This is a genomic window from Pseudomonas oplopanacis (genome assembly GCF_057128725.1).
In genome coordinates, this window is record NZ_JBSKHV010000005.1 from 228,321 (window position 1) to 248,732 (window position 20,412).

19 protein-coding genes are annotated in these 20,412 nt (G+C 59.9%); 12 read left to right on the forward strand and 7 right to left on the reverse strand.

Annotation, left to right across the window (positions count from 1 at the left end):
• Positions 1-127: 127 nt before the first annotated feature.
• Both ACWKV5_RS13350 and ACWKV5_RS13355 read right to left on the reverse strand, forming a co-directional pair.
• Positions 128-1,027 (reverse strand): D-hexose-6-phosphate mutarotase, encoded by a 900-nt coding sequence (locus tag ACWKV5_RS13350; protein WP_483841615.1) that lies wholly within the window; start codon positions 1,025-1,027, stop codon positions 128-130.
• 57 nt (positions 1,028-1,084) lie between these two features.
• Entirely contained in the window at positions 1,085-1,489 is a 405-nt protein-coding gene (locus ACWKV5_RS13355; protein ID WP_007942704.1) for an acyl-CoA thioesterase, read from the reverse strand.
• A gap of 364 nt (positions 1,490-1,853) precedes the next feature.
• Between ACWKV5_RS13355 and ACWKV5_RS13360 the strand changes: the two genes are divergently transcribed.
• From ACWKV5_RS13360 to ACWKV5_RS13395, 8 genes are all read left to right on the forward strand, one after another.
• The gene (locus tag ACWKV5_RS13360) at positions 1,854-3,152 is read left to right on the forward strand and encodes an MFS transporter (RefSeq protein ID WP_483841616.1); all 1,299 of its coding nucleotides are present in this window, start codon (positions 1,854-1,856) and stop codon (positions 3,150-3,152) included.
• 232 nt (positions 3,153-3,384) lie between these two features.
• Positions 3,385-4,386 (forward strand): phosphate ABC transporter substrate-binding protein PstS, encoded by a 1,002-nt coding sequence (locus ACWKV5_RS13365; protein ID WP_483841617.1) that lies wholly within the window; start codon positions 3,385-3,387, stop codon positions 4,384-4,386.
• Positions 4,387-4,585: 199 nt separating this feature from the next.
• Entirely contained in the window at positions 4,586-6,868 is a 2,283-nt protein-coding gene (locus ACWKV5_RS13370; protein WP_483841618.1) for an ABC transporter permease subunit, read from the forward strand.
• A 15-nt stretch (positions 6,869-6,883) separates the two neighbouring features.
• Entirely contained in the window at positions 6,884-8,554 is a 1,671-nt protein-coding gene (pstA, locus tag ACWKV5_RS13375; RefSeq protein WP_483841619.1) for a phosphate ABC transporter permease PstA, read from the forward strand.
• Positions 8,555-8,719: 165 nt separating this feature from the next.
• Positions 8,720-9,553: a phosphate ABC transporter ATP-binding protein PstB gene (gene pstB / locus ACWKV5_RS13380; protein WP_027926300.1), complete on the forward strand. Its 834-nt coding sequence runs from the start codon at positions 8,720-8,722 to the stop codon at positions 9,551-9,553.
• Positions 9,554-9,625: 72 nt separating this feature from the next.
• Complete coding sequence (gene phoU, locus ACWKV5_RS13385; protein ID WP_008150055.1) at positions 9,626-10,387, forward strand: phosphate signaling complex protein PhoU; 762 nt, start codon at positions 9,626-9,628, stop codon at positions 10,385-10,387.
• A 167-nt stretch (positions 10,388-10,554) separates the two neighbouring features.
• Positions 10,555-11,454 (forward strand): response regulator, encoded by a 900-nt coding sequence (locus ACWKV5_RS13390; RefSeq protein ID WP_483841620.1) that lies wholly within the window; start codon positions 10,555-10,557, stop codon positions 11,452-11,454.
• Between the two features lie 207 nt (positions 11,455-11,661).
• The gene (locus ACWKV5_RS13395; protein ID WP_483841621.1) at positions 11,662-12,558 is read left to right on the forward strand and encodes a peptidoglycan DD-metalloendopeptidase family protein; all 897 of its coding nucleotides are present in this window, start codon (positions 11,662-11,664) and stop codon (positions 12,556-12,558) included.
• 117 nt (positions 12,559-12,675) lie between these two features.
• Here the strand turns inward: ACWKV5_RS13395 and ACWKV5_RS13400 are convergent, their stop codons facing one another.
• The 3 genes from ACWKV5_RS13400 to phoB form a co-directional block, all read right to left on the reverse strand.
• Positions 12,676-14,016 (reverse strand): hemolysin family protein, encoded by a 1,341-nt coding sequence (locus tag ACWKV5_RS13400; protein ID WP_123433151.1) that lies wholly within the window; start codon positions 14,014-14,016, stop codon positions 12,676-12,678.
• A 124-nt stretch (positions 14,017-14,140) separates the two neighbouring features.
• Positions 14,141-15,427 carry a phosphate regulon sensor histidine kinase PhoR gene (gene phoR, locus ACWKV5_RS13405; protein WP_483841696.1) on the reverse strand — a complete coding sequence of 429 codons (1,287 nt, stop codon included), beginning with the start codon at positions 15,425-15,427 and terminating at the stop codon, positions 14,141-14,143.
• Between the two features lie 81 nt (positions 15,428-15,508).
• Entirely contained in the window at positions 15,509-16,198 is a 690-nt protein-coding gene (gene phoB, locus ACWKV5_RS13410) for a phosphate regulon transcriptional regulator PhoB (RefSeq protein WP_007896474.1), read from the reverse strand.
• Between the two features lie 152 nt (positions 16,199-16,350).
• Here phoB and ACWKV5_RS13415 point away from each other — a divergent pair, with 152 nt between their 5' ends.
• Positions 16,351-16,743 carry a COG4315 family predicted lipoprotein gene (locus tag ACWKV5_RS13415; protein ID WP_483841622.1) on the forward strand — a complete coding sequence of 131 codons (393 nt, stop codon included), beginning with the start codon at positions 16,351-16,353 and terminating at the stop codon, positions 16,741-16,743.
• A 156-nt stretch (positions 16,744-16,899) separates the two neighbouring features.
• On the opposite strand, the gene ubiA is transcribed toward ACWKV5_RS13415, so the two are convergent.
• Positions 16,900-17,790, reverse strand: a complete 891-nt coding sequence (gene ubiA / locus ACWKV5_RS13420; RefSeq protein ID WP_483841623.1) for a 4-hydroxybenzoate octaprenyltransferase — start codon at positions 17,788-17,790, stop codon at positions 16,900-16,902.
• Complete coding sequence (locus tag ACWKV5_RS13425) at positions 17,790-18,341, reverse strand: chorismate--pyruvate lyase family protein (protein WP_483841624.1); 552 nt, start codon at positions 18,339-18,341, stop codon at positions 17,790-17,792. The genes ubiA and ACWKV5_RS13425 overlap by 1 nt, the downstream gene beginning before the upstream one ends.
• Before the next feature lie 201 nt (positions 18,342-18,542).
• Here ACWKV5_RS13425 and ACWKV5_RS13430 point away from each other — a divergent pair, with 201 nt between their 5' ends.
• The 3 genes from ACWKV5_RS13430 to ACWKV5_RS13440 all read left to right on the forward strand — a co-directional run bounded on the left by ACWKV5_RS13430 (position 18,543) and on the right by ACWKV5_RS13440 (position 20,349).
• Positions 18,543-18,710 carry a rubredoxin gene (locus ACWKV5_RS13430; RefSeq protein WP_007954349.1) on the forward strand — a complete coding sequence of 56 codons (168 nt, stop codon included), beginning with the start codon at positions 18,543-18,545 and terminating at the stop codon, positions 18,708-18,710.
• 22 nt (positions 18,711-18,732) lie between these two features.
• The gene (locus ACWKV5_RS13435; protein ID WP_483841625.1) at positions 18,733-19,881 is read left to right on the forward strand and encodes an NAD(P)/FAD-dependent oxidoreductase; all 1,149 of its coding nucleotides are present in this window, start codon (positions 18,733-18,735) and stop codon (positions 19,879-19,881) included.
• Between the two features lie 192 nt (positions 19,882-20,073).
• A complete protein-coding gene (locus tag ACWKV5_RS13440; protein WP_003213368.1) occupies positions 20,074-20,349 on the forward strand; it encodes an HU family DNA-binding protein in 276 nt (91 codons plus the stop codon).
• Positions 20,350-20,412 lie beyond the last annotated feature (63 nt).

Below are 20,412 nucleotides of genomic sequence, written 5' to 3' on the forward strand. Positions count from 1 at the left end.
GCCTGACAAAGATCCAATATGTGGGAGCGAGCCTGCTCGCGAAGAGGGAGTGTCAGTCGGGATCAATGTCGACTGACACACCGCATTCGCGAGCAGGCTCGCTCCCACAGTTGTTTTGGGGTGTTGCTTAGAGAGGTTTGCTGGCGATGCTTACGCCGAGGGTATGGCTGGCACCTGGCGCCAGTGTCACCACATCATCCATCACATTCGCCGTCTCGATGCACAACATGCGCTGCCAGCCATCGTCGGCCATGTCGCTGAAGGCCGCTGCGCGCTCGATCCATGGATTCCAGATCACTGCGTTGCGCGAATTTTGGCTGGTCAGCTCGATGCGTCGTTCCCAGGCCGGGTCGACGATGCTTAGTAGTGGCGGGGCGTCGAGGTAGATGCGATCGGTCTCGCCGGTAAAATGCAAATCACCAGACTGAGTGACGGTTTTCCAGTCATCCAGCGTCTCGATGTAGCTCAAGCCATCCAGCCCTTCAACGTGCACGTTGCGTACATCGCTGACCGCGAAATAGCTGTGCAGCGCCTGGCTGAGGGTGACGGTATCCGTGCCCTGGTTATGGCTGGTCAGGCTGATGTGCAGTTGCTCATCCAGACGAATGCTCAGCTTCAAATCCACCTGATGAGGCCACTGCGCAAAGCCACCTTCAGGGTAGGGCAGGACAAACTCCACCTTGAGGCTTTCGCCTTCGGCCTCGATGCCGCCCAGCTCCCAGTCCATCGCCCGGACAAAACCGTGGGCGCTCGGCGCTTCATGGCTGACGCGCATCGCCTGGACGCTCTGCGGGTTGCGTGCAAAGTTGCCGAACCACGGCCAGCACACCGGCACGCCGGCGCGGATGCTCTTGCCGGTCTTGAACACCGCCTCATCGTTGAGCCAGATCAGCGGCGGTTGGCCGGCCAATTGATAACTGAGGATGTGCGCGCCTTGCTGGGCGACCAGCAATTCAGCCTGGCCGTGGCGGATGCGCCAGCAGTTCAGTTCATCCAGTTTCACGGCTTCAACGTTGGGCGTGTTCATGGGACAACTCTCGATCGGGAACAATGACTGCAATGGACCGCAAAACCGCCGTAGCGTTTAACGTGCGCGAGGCGGAACCGAGCGAGTACGGCCGCTGCCGTCGATGGCGACGAACACAAACACCGCTTCTGTCACTTTACGCCACTCGCTGGACAGCGGGTCGTCGCTCCAGACCTCGACCATCATCTTGATCGAGCTGCGGCCGATTTCCAGGGCCTGGGTATAAAAGGAGAGCTGGGCGCCCACCGCCACTGGAACCAGGAACGCCATGCGATCAATCGCAACGGTGGCAACGCGTCCGCCAGCAACCTTGCTGGCCATGGCGGTGCCGGCCAAATCCATCTGCGCCACCAGCCAGCCGCCGAAAATATCGCCGAAGCCGTTGGTTTCGCGAGGAAGCGCGGTGATTTGCAGGGCCAGGTCGCCTTGCGGGATTGGATCTTCTTGTTCGAGCTCTATCATGCCGGGGGTGCCTCTGACCCGTGACTCTTCGTTGGTACTTCAGGTGAATAGCCGCTTTCAAGAAAAACGATTCAGCCCCGAACATACTACGTTCGTCACGTTTTTCGTAAGGCGCCTAAAGGGAAACTCTGCGAAATCGACTGGTAGAGCCAGCAGCGTCTTCGCACAGCAACCCTTTCAAACTGTTGCAAGATCCCGAGTATATCGGTCGGTAGACTCCGAGACGACCGCCGGGTTCTCATTTTGACCGTCAAAAACGCGCCTCTATGTGCTTTTTCGAACAATTTGCTATGGTGCCGGACCTGCCCAAGCCTCCGCCAGCGTTGTTGAGGTTGCAGATTCGACTATAAGAGAAGCCCTTGCCATGACCACAGCGCCCTCGAGCATCGCGCAGCCGACTCAACCCACACGCCCGTTGACCCGCAACGACTACAAGACTTTATCGCTGTCTGCCCTGGGCGGCGCGCTGGAGTTTTACGACTTCATCATCTTTGTGTTCTTCGCCACGGTGGTGGGCAAACTGTTCTTCCCCGCGGACATGCCCGAGTGGCTGCGGCTGATGCAGACCTTCGGCATTTTCGCTGCCGGCTACCTGGCGCGGCCATTGGGCGGCATCGTCATGGCGCACTTCGGCGACCTGCTGGGACGCAAGAAGATGTTCACCCTGAGCATTTTCATGATGGCGGTGCCGACCCTGATCATGGGTTTGCTGCCGACTTATGCGCAGATTGGCATGTGGGCACCAATCCTCCTGCTGCTGATGCGGGTGATTCAAGGCGCGGCGATTGGCGGTGAAGTGCCGGGCGCATGGGTCTTCGTTTCCGAACACGTGCCGCAACGGCATATCGGCTACGCCTGCGGCACCCTGACCAGCGGTCTGACGGCGGGCATTCTGCTGGGCTCCTTGGTCGCTACGGCAATCAACAGTATTTATACCTCGGGAGAAGTGGCCGATTACGCCTGGCGGATCCCGTTCCTGCTGGGTGGCGTGTTCGGCCTGTTCTCCGTGTACCTGCGCCGCTGGCTGCACGAAACCCCGGTGTTCGCCGAACTGCAACTGCGCAAAGCCCTGGCCGAAGAAGTGCCGCTGCGTGCCGTACTGCGTGACCATCGCGGCGCGATCCTGATTTCCATGCTGCTGACCTGGCTGCTGTCCGCCGGCATCATCGTGGTCATCCTGATGACCCCGACCGTGCTGCAGACCGTTTACCACTTCTCACCGACCACGGCGTTGCAGGCCAACAGCGTGGCGATTGTGTTCCTGAGCCTTGGGTGTGTGGCTAGCGGTGCGCTGGCGGATCGTTTTGGTGCCGGGCGGGTGTTCGTGTTTGGCAGCGCGGCGTTGCTGATCAGCTCGTGGACGTTCTATCACAGCCTGTTCAATCACCCGGACTGGCTGTTCCCGATGTATGCCTTGACCGGTTTGCTGGTGGGCACCATCGGCGCGGTGCCGTACGTGATGGTGAAGGCCTTCCCGGCGGTGGTGCGGTTCAGCGGGTTGTCGTTCTCGTACAACCTGGCCTACGCGATTTTCGGTGGCTTGACGCCGATGGTGGTGACGTTGCTGCTGAAGGAAAGCCCGATGGGGCCTGCTTACTATGTGGCGATCATTTGCGGGGTCGGGATTGTGGTGGGTGGGTATCTTTGGAAGAAGGGTCGTTAAGTCGACTTTTTTATCGACTGGACTGGCCTCATCGCGAGCAGGCTCGCTTCCACAGTGGAATGCATTTCCTTGTGGGAGCGAGCTTGCTCGCGATGGGGGCGACTCGAAATATCCTGCAAAAAAGCAGAATGCTGGCCTTTCATCCAATTGTCATATTTCAGCCATAGAGTGTTCACACGGCCTGCTGATACTTGGCCCCGACTTAACACACCCTATCTGCTAGGAGTAAGGCATGAAACTGAAGCGTTTGATGGCGGCAATGACTTTTGTCGCTGCTGGCGTTGCGACTGCCAACGCGTTCGCCGCTGTTGACCCGTCGATCCCGAGCTACACCAAGACCACTGGTGTGTCGGGCAACCTGTCCAGCGTCGGCTCCGATACCCTGGCCAACCTCATGACCCTCTGGGCTGAGAACTACAAAAAAGAATACCCGAACGTAAACATCCAGATTCAGGCCGCTGGCTCCGCCACTGCGCCACCTGCGCTGACTGAAGGCACCTCTAACCTGGGCCCGATGAGCCGCAAAATGAAGGACACCGAACTGGCTGCCTTCGAGCAGAAGTACGGCTACAAGCCAACCGCTATCCCGGTTGCCGTGGACGCCCTGGCTGTCTTCGTTCACAAAGACAACCCGATCCAGCACCTGACCATGGAACAAGTCGACGCGATCTTCTCGTCCACTCGTCTGTGCGGCGCTAAAACCGACGTCAAAACCTGGGGTGACCTGGGTGTGACCGGTGACCTGGCCAACAAGCCGGTTCAACTGTTCGGTCGTAACTCGGTATCCGGCACCTACGGCTACTTCAAAGAAGAAGCCCTGTGCAAAGGCGACTACAAGCCAAACGTCAACGAACAACCGGGTTCGGCTTCGGTCGTACAGTCGATCAGCTCCTCGCTGAACGGCATCGGTTACTCGGGCATCGGCTACAAAACCGCTTCCGTGAAGACTGTGGCTCTGGCCAAGAAAGGCACCACTGAGTTCATCGAAGACAGCGAAGAAAACGCACTGAACGGCAAATACCCGCTGTCGCGTTTCCTCTACGTTTACGTCAACAAAGCCCCGAACAAGCCTCTGGCCCCGCTGGAAGCCGAGTTCGTGAAGCTGGTTCTGTCCAAACAGGGCCAGGAAGTTGTCGTGAAAGACGGCTACATCCCACTGCCAGCCAAAGTCGCAGCCAAAGCACTGGCTGACCTGGGTCTGGCGGAAGGCGGCGCTGAAGTCGCAAAAAAGTAACAAACTGATTCGAGGTTAACCTCGGATCCTGTGGGAGCGTGGCTTGCCCGCGATGGCCGTAACCCGGTGTCCCGGCAAGCCAAGGCTCTTGCTCCCACACCCCCAAATTTCCGGTCCTCTGCCAGTTCCCGCTGGCGGCGGACTTGTTGCGTCACTGCATTGTCATCTTTCTGTCATACAGGATCGCTAGGGTGTGCGCATGAATGATCTGGCCAATTCCACCATGACTACGAATCCCCCCAAGCGAATTGATTTCAATACGCCTGAGCTGCAACGCAAGCGCCGCATTCGCGCGCTCAAAGATCGTCTGACTCGTTGGTACGTCCTTATTGGCGGCCTCGCTGTCCTCGGCGCGATCACACTGATTTTCTTCTTCCTTGCTTACGTCGTCTTGCCCCTGTTCCAGGGTGCCGACCTGACCGCCAAAGACTCCATCACGCCCGCCTGGATGCAAGATGCCGGCAAGCCGTTGATGATCTCCCTCGAAGAACAGAACCAGGTCGCCATGCGGGTTTCCGACAAGGGCCAGGCGCTGTTCTTTGATATCGACAGTGGCGCTGAACTCAAGCGCGTCGATCTGCCGCTTCCGGCCGGTGTCAGCGTGACCTCCATTGGTGAAGACCAGCCGGGCCATCCATTGGTGGCTGTGGGTCTGTCCAACGGCCAGGCACTGGTGTTCCGTCACACCTATAAAGTCAGCTACCCGGACGGCAAGAAAACCATCACGCCAGCGGTTGAATACCCGTACGGCGAGACGCCGATTGCACTGAACGAAGCCGGTGGCGCGCTGGAACACGTCAGCCTCAACGCCAACGATTCGACGCTGATGCTGGTGGGCGCGACCGGTTCGCAACTCAATGTTTTGTCGCTGACCAGCGAAGAAAACATGATGACCGGTGAAGTCACCAACGAGCAGAAGCGTATCGACCTGCCGCAGATGAACGAGCCGGTGAAGAACATCTTCGTCGACCCGCGTCAGCAGTGGCTGTACGTCATTAACGGTCGTGCTCAGGCCGATGTGTTCAGCCTGCGCGACAAGAGCCTCAACGGTCGCTACAAACTGCTTGAAGACGGCGAAGCGCAAATCACTGCCAGTACCCAACTGGTGGGCGGTATCTCGCTGATCCTCGGCGACTCCAAAGGTGGTCTGGCCCAGTGGTTCATGGCGCGCGATCCCGATGGCGAGCTGCGCCTGAAGCAGATTCGTACCTTCCAGATGGGCACCACGCCGATTGTTGAAATCAGTGCTGAAGAACGTCGCAAAGGCTTCGTTGCCCTCGACGCTTCCGGCAAGCTCGGCGTGTTCCACAGTACCGCTCACCGCACCTTGCTGGTGGATCAGGTCGTGGAAGGCCAGGGCCTGTTCGGTCTGTCGCCACGCGCCAACCGCATCATCGTCGAAGCGGGCGGCAAGATTCAGCCGCTGCTGCTGGACAACCCGCACCCGGAAGTGTCGTGGAGCGCGTTGTGGAGCAAGGTCTGGTACGAGAACTACGACGAACCTAAATACGTCTGGCAATCGACCGCTGCCAACACTGACTTCGAACCGAAGATGAGCTTGTCTCCGCTGACCTTCGGTACCTTGAAAGCTGCGTTCTACGCCATGCTGCTGGCGGCACCGCTGGCCGTTGCTGCGGCAATCTACACCGCTTACTTCATGGCCCCGAGCCTGCGCCGCAAGGTCAAGCCGGTGATCGAGCTGATGGAAGCGATGCCGACGGTGATCCTTGGTTTCTTCGCTGGCCTGTTCCTCGCACCCTATGTAGAAGGGCATTTGCCGGGTATCTTCAGCCTGCTGATGCTCCTGCCGATCGGCATCCTGGTGGCCGGTTTCACCTTCAGTCGCCTGCCTGAGTCGATCCGCCTGAAAGTGCCGGACGGCTGGGAAAGCGCGATCCTGATCCCGGTGATCCTGTTTGTGGGCTGGCTCTCGCTGTACATGAGCCCGTACATGGAAACCTGGTTCTTCGGCGGCGACATGCGCATGTGGATCTCCCACGACCTGGGCATTACCTACGACCAGCGCAACGCACTGGTAGTCGGCCTGGCCATGGGCTTCGCGGTCATCCCGAACATCTACTCCATCGCCGAAGACGCCGTGTTCAGTGTGCCGCGTGGCTTGACCCTCGGTTCCCTGGCCCTCGGCGCTACGCCGTGGCAGACCATGACCCGCGTGGTGATCCTCACCGCCAGCCCGGGCATCTTCTCGGCACTGATGATCGGCATGGGCCGTGCGGTCGGTGAAACCATGATCGTGTTGATGGCCACCGGTAACACCCCGGTCATGGAAATGAACCTGTTCGAAGGCCTGCGCACCCTGGCGGCCAACGTTGCGGTGGAAATGCCCGAATCGGAAGTCGGCGGCAGCCACTACCGCGTGCTGTTCCTCTCGGCGCTGGTGCTGCTGCTGTTCACCTTCGTCATGAACACCCTCGCAGAACTGATTCGTCAGCGTCTGCGCAAGAAATACTCGTCGCTTTAAGAAAGGTAGAAGTCTGTGAAACAGAACTCCCTGAATGGATGGTTCAAGAGCGGCGCCCCGGGCGTCTGGATCAGCGGTGGCGCGGTGTCCATCGCGGTCATCATGACCATTGGCCTGCTGGCCGTGATTGCCGTGCGCGGCCTGGGTCACTTCTGGCCGGCGGATTTGATTCACGCCAGCTACGACGTGCCGGGCCAGGCCAATCACCTGGTCATCGGCGAAGTGGTACAGAAGGAAGAAGTGCCACGTGAGCGCCTGAAAAGCGCTGGCCTGCCGGTGCCCGATCAGGGCCCGGAGTTCATGACCCGCGAGCTGATCAAGGTCGGCAACCGTGACTTGAACGGCAACGACTTCACCTGGATCGTCGGCGAGTGGCTGACCAACCAGAAAACCCCGCCTGAGCTGATGACCATCGAGCGTCGCGAGTGGGGCAACTTCTACGGCTACCTGGTCAACGTCAAACAGGACGGCAAAGTCATCGCTGAAGGCGAAGCGGCCTGGCCGGAACTGCAGGCGCGCGTTGATCGCGTGAACAAGCTTGCGGCACAGCTCAAGACCCTGGAAAAAGTCGACATCGGTGCGATCAACTCGGGTCTGGAACGCATTCGCCTGCACGGTCGCAAACTGGAACTGGCCGGCAAGCTCGACGCCGCCGCGCAAGCGGACATGGATGCCGAGCGCGCCGAACTGAATGCTCGTTATCAAGACATCGAAGCCCGTCTGAATGACCTGCACGCCCAGTTCAACCGCGACAGCCTCACGGCCCGCGATGCGAACGGCAAGGAAATCGAAATCAGCATCGGCAAGGTGGTTCACGCTTACCAGCCGAACGCCATGGGCACGATGACCAAGGTCGGCTTCTACTTCAGCAAGGTCTGGGAATTCCTGTCCGACGACCCGCGTGAAGCGAACACCGAAGGCGGGATCTTCCCGGCGATTTTCGGCACCGTGATGATGACGTTGATCATGGCGATGATCGTGACGCCATTCGGCGTGCTGGCAGCGGTTTACCTGCGTGAATACGCCAAGCAGAACGTCTTGACCCGCATCATCCGCATTGCGGTGAACAACCTGGCGGGCGTTCCGGCCATTGTTTACGGCGTGTTCGGCCTGGGCTTCTTCGTCTATGTACTGGGCGGCTCGGTTGACCGTTTGTTCTTCCCTGAAGCTTTGCCGGCACCGACCTTCGGTACACCGGGCCTGCTCTGGGCCTCGTTGACCCTGGCATTGCTGGCCGTTCCGGTGGTGATCGTGGCCACTGAAGAAGGCCTGGCGCGGATTCCTCGCACCGTGCGTGAAGGCTCGTTGGCCCTCGGCGCGACCAAGGCAGAAACCTTGTGGAAGATCGTGCTGCCGATGGCCAGCCCGGCGATGATGACCGGCATGATCCTCGCCGTGGCGCGCGCCGCCGGTGAAGTGGCGCCGCTGATGTTGGTCGGTGTGGTGAAACTGGCACCGTCGCTGCCACTGGATGGTAACTACCCGTACCTTCACCTTGACCAGAAAATCATGCACCTGGGCTTCCATATTTATGACGTCGGCTTCCAGAGCCCGAACGTCGAAGCCGCGCGGCCGCTGGTGTACGCCACGGCACTGCTGCTGGTGCTGGTGATCGCCACGCTCAACCTGTCGGCGGTCTACATCCGGAACCACCTGCGCGAGAAATACAAAGCGCTAGACAGCTGATAACCCTGTAGGAGCCGGCTTGCTGGCGGTGGCATCACCGCGGTGAACCTGATGACCGAGTTGCCTGCATCGCCAGCAAGCCGGCTCCTACAAGAAAAGAATTGTGTAACCCGCAGGCTCGGCCTGTGGCAACCGAACCGAATTTGTTAGCACAGGGAGCCTCCCATGCAGCACGAAACACATACCCACGGCATCAACATGTCGGCGCTGGGTCGCGACAAACAGAGCCTGAGTCTCGAACAGGAAACCGTGGCCATTGAAGTGCCGGGCCTGAGCCTGTTCTACGGCGAGAAACAAGCGCTGTACGACGTCAGCATGAACATCCCGAAACAACGCGTAACCGCGTTTATCGGTCCGTCCGGCTGCGGTAAATCCACGCTGCTGCGCACCTTCAACCGCATGAACGACCTGGTGGATGGCTGCCGTGTCGAAGGTGCGATCAACCTCTACGGCAACAACATCTACCGCAAGGGCGAAGACGTTGCCGAACTGCGTCGTCGCGTGGGCATGGTGTTCCAGAAGCCGAACCCGTTCCCGAAGACCATCTACGAAAACGTTGTGTATGGCCTGCGCATCCAGGGCATCAACAAAAAACGCATCCTCGACGAAGCCGTTGAATGGGCCTTGAAAGGCGCGGCGCTGTGGGACGAGGTCAAAGACCGTCTGCACGAATCGGCACTGGGCCTGTCCGGTGGTCAGCAACAACGTCTGGTCATCGCGCGCACCATCGCCGTGGAACCGGAAGTGCTGCTGCTCGACGAACCCTGCTCGGCACTCGACCCGATCTCCACGCTGAAAGTCGAAGAGCTGATCTACGAACTGAAATCGAAATTCACCATCGTCATCGTGACCCACAACATGCAACAGGCCGCGCGAGTTTCCGACTACACGGCGTTCATGTACATGGGCAAACTGGTGGAATTCGGCGACACCGACACTCTGTTCACCAATCCGGCGAAGAAGCAGACCGAAGACTACATCACCGGTCGTTACGGCTAGGAAGCCTGTGGTTGCTCACTGAACTGACGCTGCGGCCCACCGCACCTTACCGGACGCTCCAAGGACGCCAACATGATTAGTAAAGAAGGCCTTACCCACCACATTTCCGCGCAGTTCAACGCCGAACTGGAGGAAGTACGCAGCCACCTCCTGGCCATGGGCGGGCTGGTGGAAAAGCAGGTCAACGACGCGGTGACCGCGCTGATCGAAGCCGACTCCGGTCTGGCCCAGCAGGTTCGCGAGATCGACGACCAGATCAACCAGATGGAACGCAACATCGACGAAGAATGCCTGCGCATTCTGGCCCGTCGTCAGCCGGCGGCTTCTGACTTGCGCCTGATCATCAGCATCTCCAAGTCGGTCATCGACCTGGAGCGCATCGGTGACGAAGCGACCAAGATTGCCCGCCGCGCCATTCAGCTGTGCGAAGAAGGCGAAGCGCCGCGCGGTTACGTCGAGGTTCGCCACATCGGCGACCAGGTGCGCAACATGGTGCGTGACGCACTGGACGCGTTTGCCCGCTTCGACGCCGACCTGGCGTTGTCGGTGGCGCAGTACGACAAGATCATCGACCGCGAATACAAGACCGCCCTGCGTGAGCTGGCGACCTACATGATGGAAGACCCACGCTCTATCTCGCGGGTCTTGAGCATTATCTGGGTGCTGCGTTCGCTGGAAAGGATCGGCGACCACGCGCGCAATATCTCGGAACTGGTGATCTACCTGGTGCGCGGCACCGACGTGCGTCACCTGGGCCTCAAGCGCATGAAAGAAGAAGTTGAAGGAACAAGCGGTGAAACCGCTAATGTTCCGGGCAAAGCTGACGATAAGTAAGACTGCCCAAGAAAAACGCCCGGTCCTTTGGCCGGGCGTTTTTGTGTGTGGTTTTCGACGTTACTAGCAGCACCCGCGAACTAAAAGTCCCGGCGTGACTGAAGGTTTTTGGCAATGTGCCATCAGCAAAACGGTATGCTTGCCGGGATTTTTTCGAGGGGTGATGGATGAGCAAGATCAGCGTGTTGGTGGTGGACGATGCAGCGTTCATTCGTGACCTGGTAAAGAAAGCCCTGCGCAACTACTTCCCGGGCATTCGCACGGAAGATGCCATCAACGGCAAAAAGGCTCAGGCCATGCTGGCGAAGGAGACCTTCGACCTGGTCCTGTGCGATTGGGAAATGCCCGAGATGTCTGGCCTGGAACTGCTGACCTGGTGTCGCGAGCAGGACCACCTCAAGACCATGCCTTTCGTGATGGTGACCAGCCGTGGCGACAAGGAGAACGTGGTCCAGGCGATTCAGGCCGGCGTTTCCGGCTATGTCAGCAAGCCTTTCACCAACGAACAGCTGCTGACCAAGGTCAAGCAGGCGCTGAACAAGGTCGGCAAACTGGACGCCCTGATGAGTGGCGCGCCGGCGAAAATGAACTCGGCCTTCGGCAACGATACCCTCAGCGCCTTGACCGGCGGCAAACCAACCGTGGTCGCACCGACGCCGGCTGCCGCACCGTCTCGCGGTTTGCTCAACAGCCCACCCGTCAGGACTGCGGCCGCCGCAGCGCCTGCCAGCGGTCGTGGTCAAGGCCAGTTGCGCTTGCCGAGCGGCATCCAGCAATGCGTGATCAAGGCCTTGAGCATCAAGGAAGCGCTGCTGGTGGTTAAGCGCACCGACACGCTGCCACAAATCCTCGACAGCGCTGTGCTCGACCTGGAGCAGGGCGAGAACGCTGAAGTCGCCCGCCTCAACGGTTACCTGCACGCTGTCGTCGCCCACGAGCCGAAACCTGACAGCGACTGGTTGCAACTGACCTTCCGTTTCGTGGATCAGGACGCGCAGAAGCTCGACTACATCTCCCGCCTGATTGCGCGTGGTACTGCGCAGAAGCACTTCATTCCTGGCGCGTAATCCTCGTCGCCTGACAGTCCGCCATCGCGAGCAGGCTCGCTCCCACCTTGGAATGCATTTCAAATGTGGGAGCGAGCCTGCTCGCGATGGGGCCCTCAGAAACACCACACATCCGCTGAACCGCCCCTTTTGAAACATCTGCCGACTCCTTGGGTCCATTGCAGCTGCTAGGCTCACCTCAAGGCCTTACTCGACAGAATCCTGCCCATGCTCGCGCGCCTGCTGTTTTTCTGTGGTCTGTTCATGGCCGCCACGTCGGCGATGGCCGTGACGGTCTACAAGTCCACCGACGCCAATGGCGTGGTCTCCTACAGTGACCGCCCCAGCAAAGGCTCAGAGGTGTTCGTTTTTCGAGATCGGATGGATGAGCACCTTGAGCGTCAGGTGTACCTGGTTTTCCTGAAGAAGGGCGGCGAACACAGCGTGTACGTGCGTAATAACCTGTACGCGCCGGTGGAGATCGGCTTGAGTTTCGCCGGGTTGAAAAACGTCAGTGGTGCACCCGGCAAACCGATCCGCAAGGTTGTGCCGGCACGCAGTAGCGTCCGTGTGGCGGTGCTCACTGCGACTCAGGCCGCAAGGCCGCTCGTGTACACCCCGAAGTTCAAATACGCCTTGGGCAACCCTTCAGGGTCCGCCATGGCCTACCGATACCCGTTCCCCTGGCGAGGTGGTCCGTTTCATGTGAGCCAGGGTGCCGAAGGCGCCTACAGCCACTTCGGGCCCAAGAGTCGCTACGCCATAGACATTGCCATGCCTGAAGGCACGCCGATCATCGCGGCGCGTGGCGGGGTGGTGGTGAAAACCGAGAGCGGGCAAACGGGGCGTGGCACCAACCCGTCGGGCAATTTCGTGCGGGTGCTGCACGATGACGGGACCATGGGCGTGTATCTGCACCTCAAGCGAGGTTCGGTCTGTGTTCGAGAAGGGCAGCGGGTGTCGGTGGGCAGTGCACTGGCGCTGTCGGGCAATACCGGCAACAGCACCGGGCCGCATCTGCACTTTGTGGTGCAGCGCAATACGGGACTGGGGCTGGTGTCGATTCCGTACCAGTTCAAACAACCGATGGGGGTGTTGCCCAACTTTGTGTTGGGCAAGCAGTGATGTGTTGCCTGTACTGGTGCCTTCGCGAGCAGGCTCGCTCCCACAGTTGAAATGCATTTCAAATGTGGGAGCGAGCCTGCTCGCGAAGGAGGCGACGCGGTTTAGATCAGGGACGACTTAATCCAGCATCAACACCTTGGCCAGAATGATCTTCGGCCCTTTCATCTTCTTGATGATGATCCGCAAGCCTTCGACTTCCAGCACTTCTTCCTCTTCCGGCACCCGCTTCAGGCTTTCGTAGACCAGCCCGGCGAGGGTTTCGGCTTCGACGTGATCCAGGTCGATGCCCAACAGGCGTTCAACCTTGAACAGCGGCGTATCACCCCGTACCAGCAGCTTGCCCGGCTGATACGCGAGGATCCCGCGCTCGGCCTTGCGGTGTTCGTCCTGAATGTCGCCGACCAATACTTCCAGCACGTCTTCCATGGTCAGGTAGCCGATGATGTTGCCATCGGCCTCTTCAACCACGGCGAAGTGCGAGCCACCCTTGCGGAACTGTTCCAGTAGCTGCGACAGCGGCAGGTGCCGCGAAACGCGTTCCAGCGGACGGGTCAGCTCGGCCAGGTTGAACGACTCGGGAATGTGATCCAGTGCCGCCAGTTCCAGCAGCAGGTCCTTGATGTGCAGCAGGCCGACGAACTCCTGACGGTCGCTGTCGTACACCGGGTAACGGCTGAACTTGTGGCGACGGAACATCGCCAGGATTTCCTTGAGCGGCGCGTTGAACTCCAGCGTCACCAGGTCTTCTCGGGAGTTGGCCCAGTCGACCACTTCCAGCTCGCCCATCTCCACGGCCGAGGCCAGCACACGCATGCCTTGGTCGCTCGGGTCCTGGCCACGGCTGGAGTGCAGGATCAGTTTCAGTTCTTCACGGCTGTAATGGTGCTCGTGATGCGGGCCGGGTTCACCCTGGCCGGCGATGCGCAGGATGGTGTTGGCGCTGGCGTTCAGCAGGTAGATCGCCGGGTACATGGCCCAGTAGAACAGGTAAAGCGGCACGGCGGTCCACAGCGACAGCAGTTCCGGTTTGCGGATCGCCCAGGATTTCGGGGCCAGCTCGCCGACCACGATGTGCAGGTACGAAATGACGAAGAACGCGGCGAAGAACGATACGCCTTTGATCACTTCGGCCGACTGCACGCCGACCGCTTCAAGCATCGGCTCGAGGATGTGCGCGAACGCCGGTTCACCGACCCAGCCAAGGCCCAGGGAGGCGAGGGTAATACCCAACTGGCACGCCGAGAGGTACGCATCGAGCTGACTGTGAACGGTGCGCAGGATATGCCCGCGCCAGCCGTTTTTATCGGCGATGGCCTCGACTCGGGTCGAGCGCAGTTTGACCATGGCAAATTCGGCCGCAACGAAAAATCCGTTGAGCAAAACCAGGATCAGAGCAAAGAGAATCATGCCGAAGTCGGCAAATATTGTTGCGAGGGTCAAGCCAGGGGAAGGGTCCATGATGGAGTTTTGCGGGTTCCGTATATTCGAAAAAGGGGAGTAATGCGGTGCCTGAAGGGCAGGCACAAGTCAGCCAATGTAGCGGCTGACTCGGTGATTGCCTAGTGGCGCGTGCTGACCGGTATCAGTCAGCGGTCCTCAGGACTTGCGATCTGGCCACCTGGGCCGGGGCAAAGTGGCAGGTAAAGGTGCTGCCGTGGCCCGGCACGCTGCTGATTTCCATCCGCGCGCGGTGGCGCAGCAACACGTGTTTGACGATGGCCAGGCCCAGGCCGGTGCCGCCGGTATTGGAATTGCGGCTGGAGTCGACGCGGTAGAAGCGTTCGGTCAGGCGCGGCAGGTGTTTGCTGTCGATGCCGATCCCGGAATCCTGCACGCTCAGGTGCGCGCCTTGCTCATCGGCCCACCAGCGAATGCGAATGTTGCCTTCGGCCGGGGTGTATTTCACCGCGTTGAACACCAGGTTGGAAAACGCACTGCGCAGTTCCGCTTCGCTGCCCTTGAGCATGATCGTCGGGTCGGCTTCCAGGGTGATGCGCTGGTTTTTCTGCCCGGACAGCTGCTGGGCGTCGCTCTTGATCGACTGCAACAAGGCGTCAATCACCACCGGCTGGTTGTCCGACGGGTAATCGGTGGCTTCCAGCTTGGCCAGCAACAGCAAGTCATTGAGCAACGTCTGCATGCGCCCGCCCTGTTGCTGCATCTGCTGCAAGGCGCGGGTCCAGCGCGGGTTCACTTCATCGACGTTGTCGAGCAGGGTTTCCAGATAACCGCAGATCACCGTCAGCGGTGTGCGCAGCTCATGGGAAACGTTGGCGATGAAGTCTTTGCGCATCTGTTCCAGCTGATGAATGCGCGTGACGTCGCGCACCAGCATCAAGTGTTCGTTGTTGCCGTAGCGGGTGATGTACAGCTGAATGCGCACGCGATCATTGGTCGGCGAGGGGATCTCCAGCGGTTCGGCGTAGCTGTCCTGCTCGAAATATTCCTTGAAACGCGGGTGGCGCACCAGGTTGGTCACCGGCTGACCGCTGTCTTGCGGGGTCTTGAGACCGAGCAGGGTTTCGGCGGCGATGTTCCACCATTCCAGGTTGCCGTCGCTGTCGAGCATGACCACCGCGTCCTTCAGTGCGGCAGTGGACTCCTGGATTCGGTCGATCACCGCTTGCAGGCGCCCGCGAACCCTTTGGTCGCGGCGTTGCAGGTGATAGATGCTGTCGAACACCTCGCCCCACAGGCCATAGCCATCGGGGGGTGCTTCATCGGCTGAGTGCAGGCGTAGCCATTCGTGCAGGCGCAGCAGTTGCTTGAGGGTCCATGCCAGATAAATGCCCAGGCCTGCGGCGAGGCTCCAGCCGTAGTAGCCGGTAATCAGGCCGATCACCAGGCAACCGGTGACCAGTAACAGCATGTGGCGAATCAGGGTGCCATGCCAGTTTTGGTTCACGGAAACGTGCGTCCTTGTCAGCTTGTCGGGCGGGTAAGGGCAGGGTCAGGCTTTGGTGGAAAACCGGTAACCCGTGCCACGCACGGTTTGTACCAGATTTTCGTAGGCATCGCCGAGGGCCTTGCGCAGGCGACGGATGTGCACATCGACGGTGCGTTCCTCGACGTACACATTGCCGCCCCAGACCTGGTCCAGCAACTGACCACGGGTGTAGGCACGTTCCTGGTGGGTCATGAAAAATTGCAGCAGGCGGTATTCGGTCGGGCCCATTTCGGCGGGTTTGCCGTCGATGGTCACGCGGTGGCTGATCGGGTCCAGCAGCAGGCCGCCGACCTCAATCGGTGCCTCGCCATCGGTCGGACCGGCACGGCGCAGCACGGCTTTCAGGCGTGCGACCAGTTCGCGAGGGGAAAACGGTTTGGTGATGTAGTCGTCGGCGCCGACTTCCAGGCCCTGGATCTTGTTGTCCTCTTCACCCTTGGCGGTGAGCATGATGATCGGGATGTCCCCGGTCAGCTCATCGCGCTTGAGACGGCGGGCCAACTCGATACCGGAGGTGCCGGGCAGCATCCAGTCGAGCAGGATCAGGTCCGGCTTGCGGTCGACGATGATGGCATGGGCCTGCTGGGAGTTCTCGGCCTCCAGGCAGTCATAGCCGGCCATTTCCAACGCAACGGCGATCATTTCGCGAATGGGCGCTTCGTCGTCGACGATCAGAATGCTCCTGCCAACCATGCCTTAATCCTCTTGTCATTTAACTGTCTTGCGCCGCATTAGATAACGGAATTATTGCAGTCGTGTGACAGTATTTTAGCTGCCCGGCGATTGTCATGATCCTGAACTAAGCTCTAAGTCCGAATCCTGACAACCACAAAAGGAAGGTTTCCATGAAGCAAATCTCGCAATCCTTCAAGGCCCTGCTGCTGGTCGCGGCGTTTTCGTTGCCGGCCATGGCCTTCGCGGCTGAGCCTGCGATGATGAAAGACGGTGTGATGGTCGACCATAAGGGCATGACCTTGTACACGTTCGACAAGGACACCGGCGGCAAATCAGTGTGCACAGGCCAATGTGCGGAAAACTGGCCGCCGTTGAAAGCAGAGGCGGGCGCCAAGGCTGAAGGCAAGTGGAGCATCATCAAGCGTGACGATGGAACGATGCAGTGGGCTTACGATGGCAAACCGCTGTACTACTTCGTCAAGGACAAGGCCCCGGGCCAGAAGGAAGGCGACAAGATGAAGGACGTCTGGCACGTCATCACCAACAACGGGCCGAAGATGTAAGCGAGTACAGAAACCACAAGCCTGCTCACATTGATGAGGGCAGGCTTTTGTGGCGAGGGAGCTTGCTCCCGCTCGAGTGCGAAGCACTCGCAGATAGTGGGTCCGCTTTGCGGCCCAGCGGGAGCAAGCTCCCTCGCCACAGGGTTATGTGTTTCTTCAGCGGGTCGCGTAATCCAGCACAATCCCGACAAAAATCGCCAACCCGGCCCAGTGGTTGTGCAAGAACGCCTTGAAGCAACGCATCCGGTCCTTGCCTCGGGTGTACCAGAATTCCCATGCAAAACAGCCCGCCGCCGCCAGAAGCCCCAAGTGGAACCAGCCACCGAGCTCGAATTTCGACCCAGCCAGCAACAGGCAACCCAGCGCCAGCCCCTGCAACGTCAGGATGATCACCCGGTCCGCTTCGCCAAACAGAATCGCCGTGGATTTCACCCCGATCTTCAGGTCATCGTCACGGTCAGTCATCGCGTAATACGTGTCATAACCCACGGTCCACAGCAGGTTGGCGATCCATAGCAACCACGCCACCGCCGGCAGTTCACCGGTTTCGGCGGTGAACGCCATCGGCATCCCCCAGGAAAACGCCGCGCCCAGCACCACTTGCGGGTAATAGGTGTAGCGCTTCATGAACGGGTAACTGAGCGCCAGCGCCAAGCCGCCAAACGACAGCCAGACCGTTGCCGCGTTGGTGCACAACACCAGCAGAAAACTCACGCCCATCAACAGCGCGAAGAACACCAGGGCTTCTTTGGAACTGATCTTGCCGCTGACCAAGGGGCGCTGTTCCGTGCGCTTAACATGGCCATCGACCTTGCGGTCCGCCCAGTCGTTGATCACGCAACCACCGGCGCGGGTCAGAATCACGCCCAGGACAAAAATCACCACGTTAGCCAGCGACGGCGAGCCTTTCCCGGCAATCCACAGCGCCCACAGCGTCGGCCACAACAGCAGATAGATGCCGATTGGCTTGTCCATGCGCGTCAGTTGAATGAAGTCCCAGGCCCGAGGGTTCAAGCGGTTCAAGGACTTGAGCAGGCTCTGGTACATCAGCGGTTCTCCGGATGGGCGCGGGTGGCGTTCCACAAGGTCGGCAGGAAGATTTCGGCCACCAGCACGCTCAGGGCGCCACGGTCGAAACGCGAGCGCCGGCCCCACAGCTCCGGTGTCCGGCACTCCATCGGCAACCATGTTTGAGGGTAGTGACACACCTCGATTGCGCGACGCTGGAACGCGTGATCGCAAAACAGCAACTCCCCCAGGGAACGGCTGCCCAACTCGTCCATGTGCAATCCGTCGCCCTGCAACGCGCTGCGAGCCGCGACGCTGCGGGCAAACACCCACGCCTCGCCGTGACCGCGCAAATACACCTCGCGCACCCAGCCTTCGCTGCCCTCGGCCAGATCCAGTGCGACACATTCGTCGGCGCGCAGCGGTTGCCAGCCTTCAAACAGTGGCGTGACGCTGAAGCGATCATTCGACAAACGGATCAACCGTCGTGTCAGCGAGCCTTCATCGAACAGCCAGTCGAGGGTAGACGCGTCGGGGAGGGGCGAGAGTTGGCTTTTGGGAAGCCACAGCGGGGCGTTTGAGTGCGGCACAGTGAGTCATTATTGGCAGCAAATGAGGCGGCGAGCTTACCATGTCAGCCGGCGATTTTGATTGATCCGGGCCGCCGTTGCGCCGAACACGCTTGCATCTGTCGGGCCCGATCAGTACAAAACGCCCTGAGCCGGACGGCAACGCTGCAACCATCGACCGTTCGTGCCGGCAATACGCCTGAATCCTGAGGAAGTAACTGAATGAAAAAGTGGCAATGTGTGGTCTGCGGCCTGATTTATAACGAAGCCGACGGCTGGCCGGACGACGGCATTGCGCCGGGCACACTGTGGCAAGACGTGCCGGAAGACTGGCTCTGCCCGGACTGCGGCGTAGGCAAGATGGATTTCGAAATGATTGAAATCAACTAACAAGACACCAGAGGAGTAAGGAATGAACGCACCTGTCGTCATCGTCGGTACCGGGCTGGCTGGCTATAACCTGGCCCGGGAGTTTCGCAAACTCGATAGCGAAACCCCGTTGCTGTTGATTACTGCCGATGACGGACGTTCCTACTCCAAGCCGATGCTCTCCACCGGTTTCGGCAAAAACAAAGACGCCGATGGCCTGAGCATGGCCGAACCCGGCGCGATGGCTGAACAGCTGAAAGCCGAAGTGCGCACCCACACACGCATCAGCGGCATCGATCCGGGCCACAAACGCCTGTGGATCGGTGAAGAAGCGGTGATTTACCGTGACCTGATTCTGGCCTGGGGCGCGGAAACCGTGCGTGTACCCATCGAAGGTGACGCGGCAGATTGCGTATTCCCGATCAACGATCTGGAAGATTACGCGCGCTTTCGTGCGGCGGCGGCCGGCAAGCGGCGGGTGCTGTTGCTCGGCGCCGGCCTGATTGGCTGCGAGTTCGCCAATGACCTGAGCCTGGGCGGCTACGAGGTGCAACTGGTTGCGCCGTGCGAGCAGGTCATGCCGACCTTGCTGCACCCGGCTGCGGCGGCTGCCGTCCAAGCCGGTCTGGAAAGCCTCGGCGCGCGATTCCATCTCGGTCCGGTGCTCAATCGCTTGCAGCGCGTGGCGGATGGCCTGGAAGCGCATCTGTCCGATGGCCAGGTGATTCCGTGCGACGTCGTCGTTTCGGCCATTGGCCTGCGTCCGCGTATCGATCTGGCAGCGGCGGCCGGTGTGCAAGTCAACCGAGGGGTGGTGGTCGACCGTCACCTGAAGACCTCCCATGCCAACATCTACGCGCTGGGCGACTGTGCCGAGGTCGATGGCCTGAATTTGCTGTACGTCATGCCCCTGATGAGCTGTGCGAGAGCGCTGGCCCAGACCTTGGCCGGAAACCCTACCCCCGTGAACTACGGTCCGATGCCGATCACCGTGAAAACCCCGGTGTGTCCGTTGGTGGTATCGCCACCACCACGGGGCAGCGAGGGCGTCTGGACGGTCGAAGGGCAGGGCGGCGACATCAAGGTGTTATGCCGCGATGCCAGCGGAAAACTGCTCGGTTATGCCCTGACAGGCACGGCCGTGATGGAAAAACTGGCCCTCAACAAAGAGCTTCCGGCACTGCTGGCGTAAATACCGGTCGTTCTGTCGGAATCACCCCTGTTTTGCCCCTACAAAGCTCGCGCCGAGACTGGCGCGGCTCCTCCGTGCGTGCCATTCTCACTCCCGTCTGCCGCAGAGTAGAGCACCTGCGGCGCTTTGGGCGCTGCTCCACAGAGAGCAGCACGGACATAACAACAAAAAACCGTCAAAGGGGCTTCACTAATGCGTAAACCAGAACTCGCCGCAGCAATTGCTGAAAAAGCAGATCTCACCAAAGAGCAGGCCAACCGCGTTCTCAACGCCGTTCTCGAAGAAATCACCGGCGCTCTGCATCGCAAGGACAGCGTCACGCTGGTGGGCTTCGGCACCTTCCTGCAACGCCACCGCGGTGCCCGCACCGGCAAAAACCCGCAAACCGGTGAGCCCGTCAAAATCAAGGCCAGCAACACTGTTGCGTTCAAGCCTGGCAAATCGTTGAAAGACAGCGTTAATCCGTAACACGCACCGACTGCCCGCGTAGCGGGTGAGCGGGATAAAAAATGGGCACGCCAACGAGGTTGG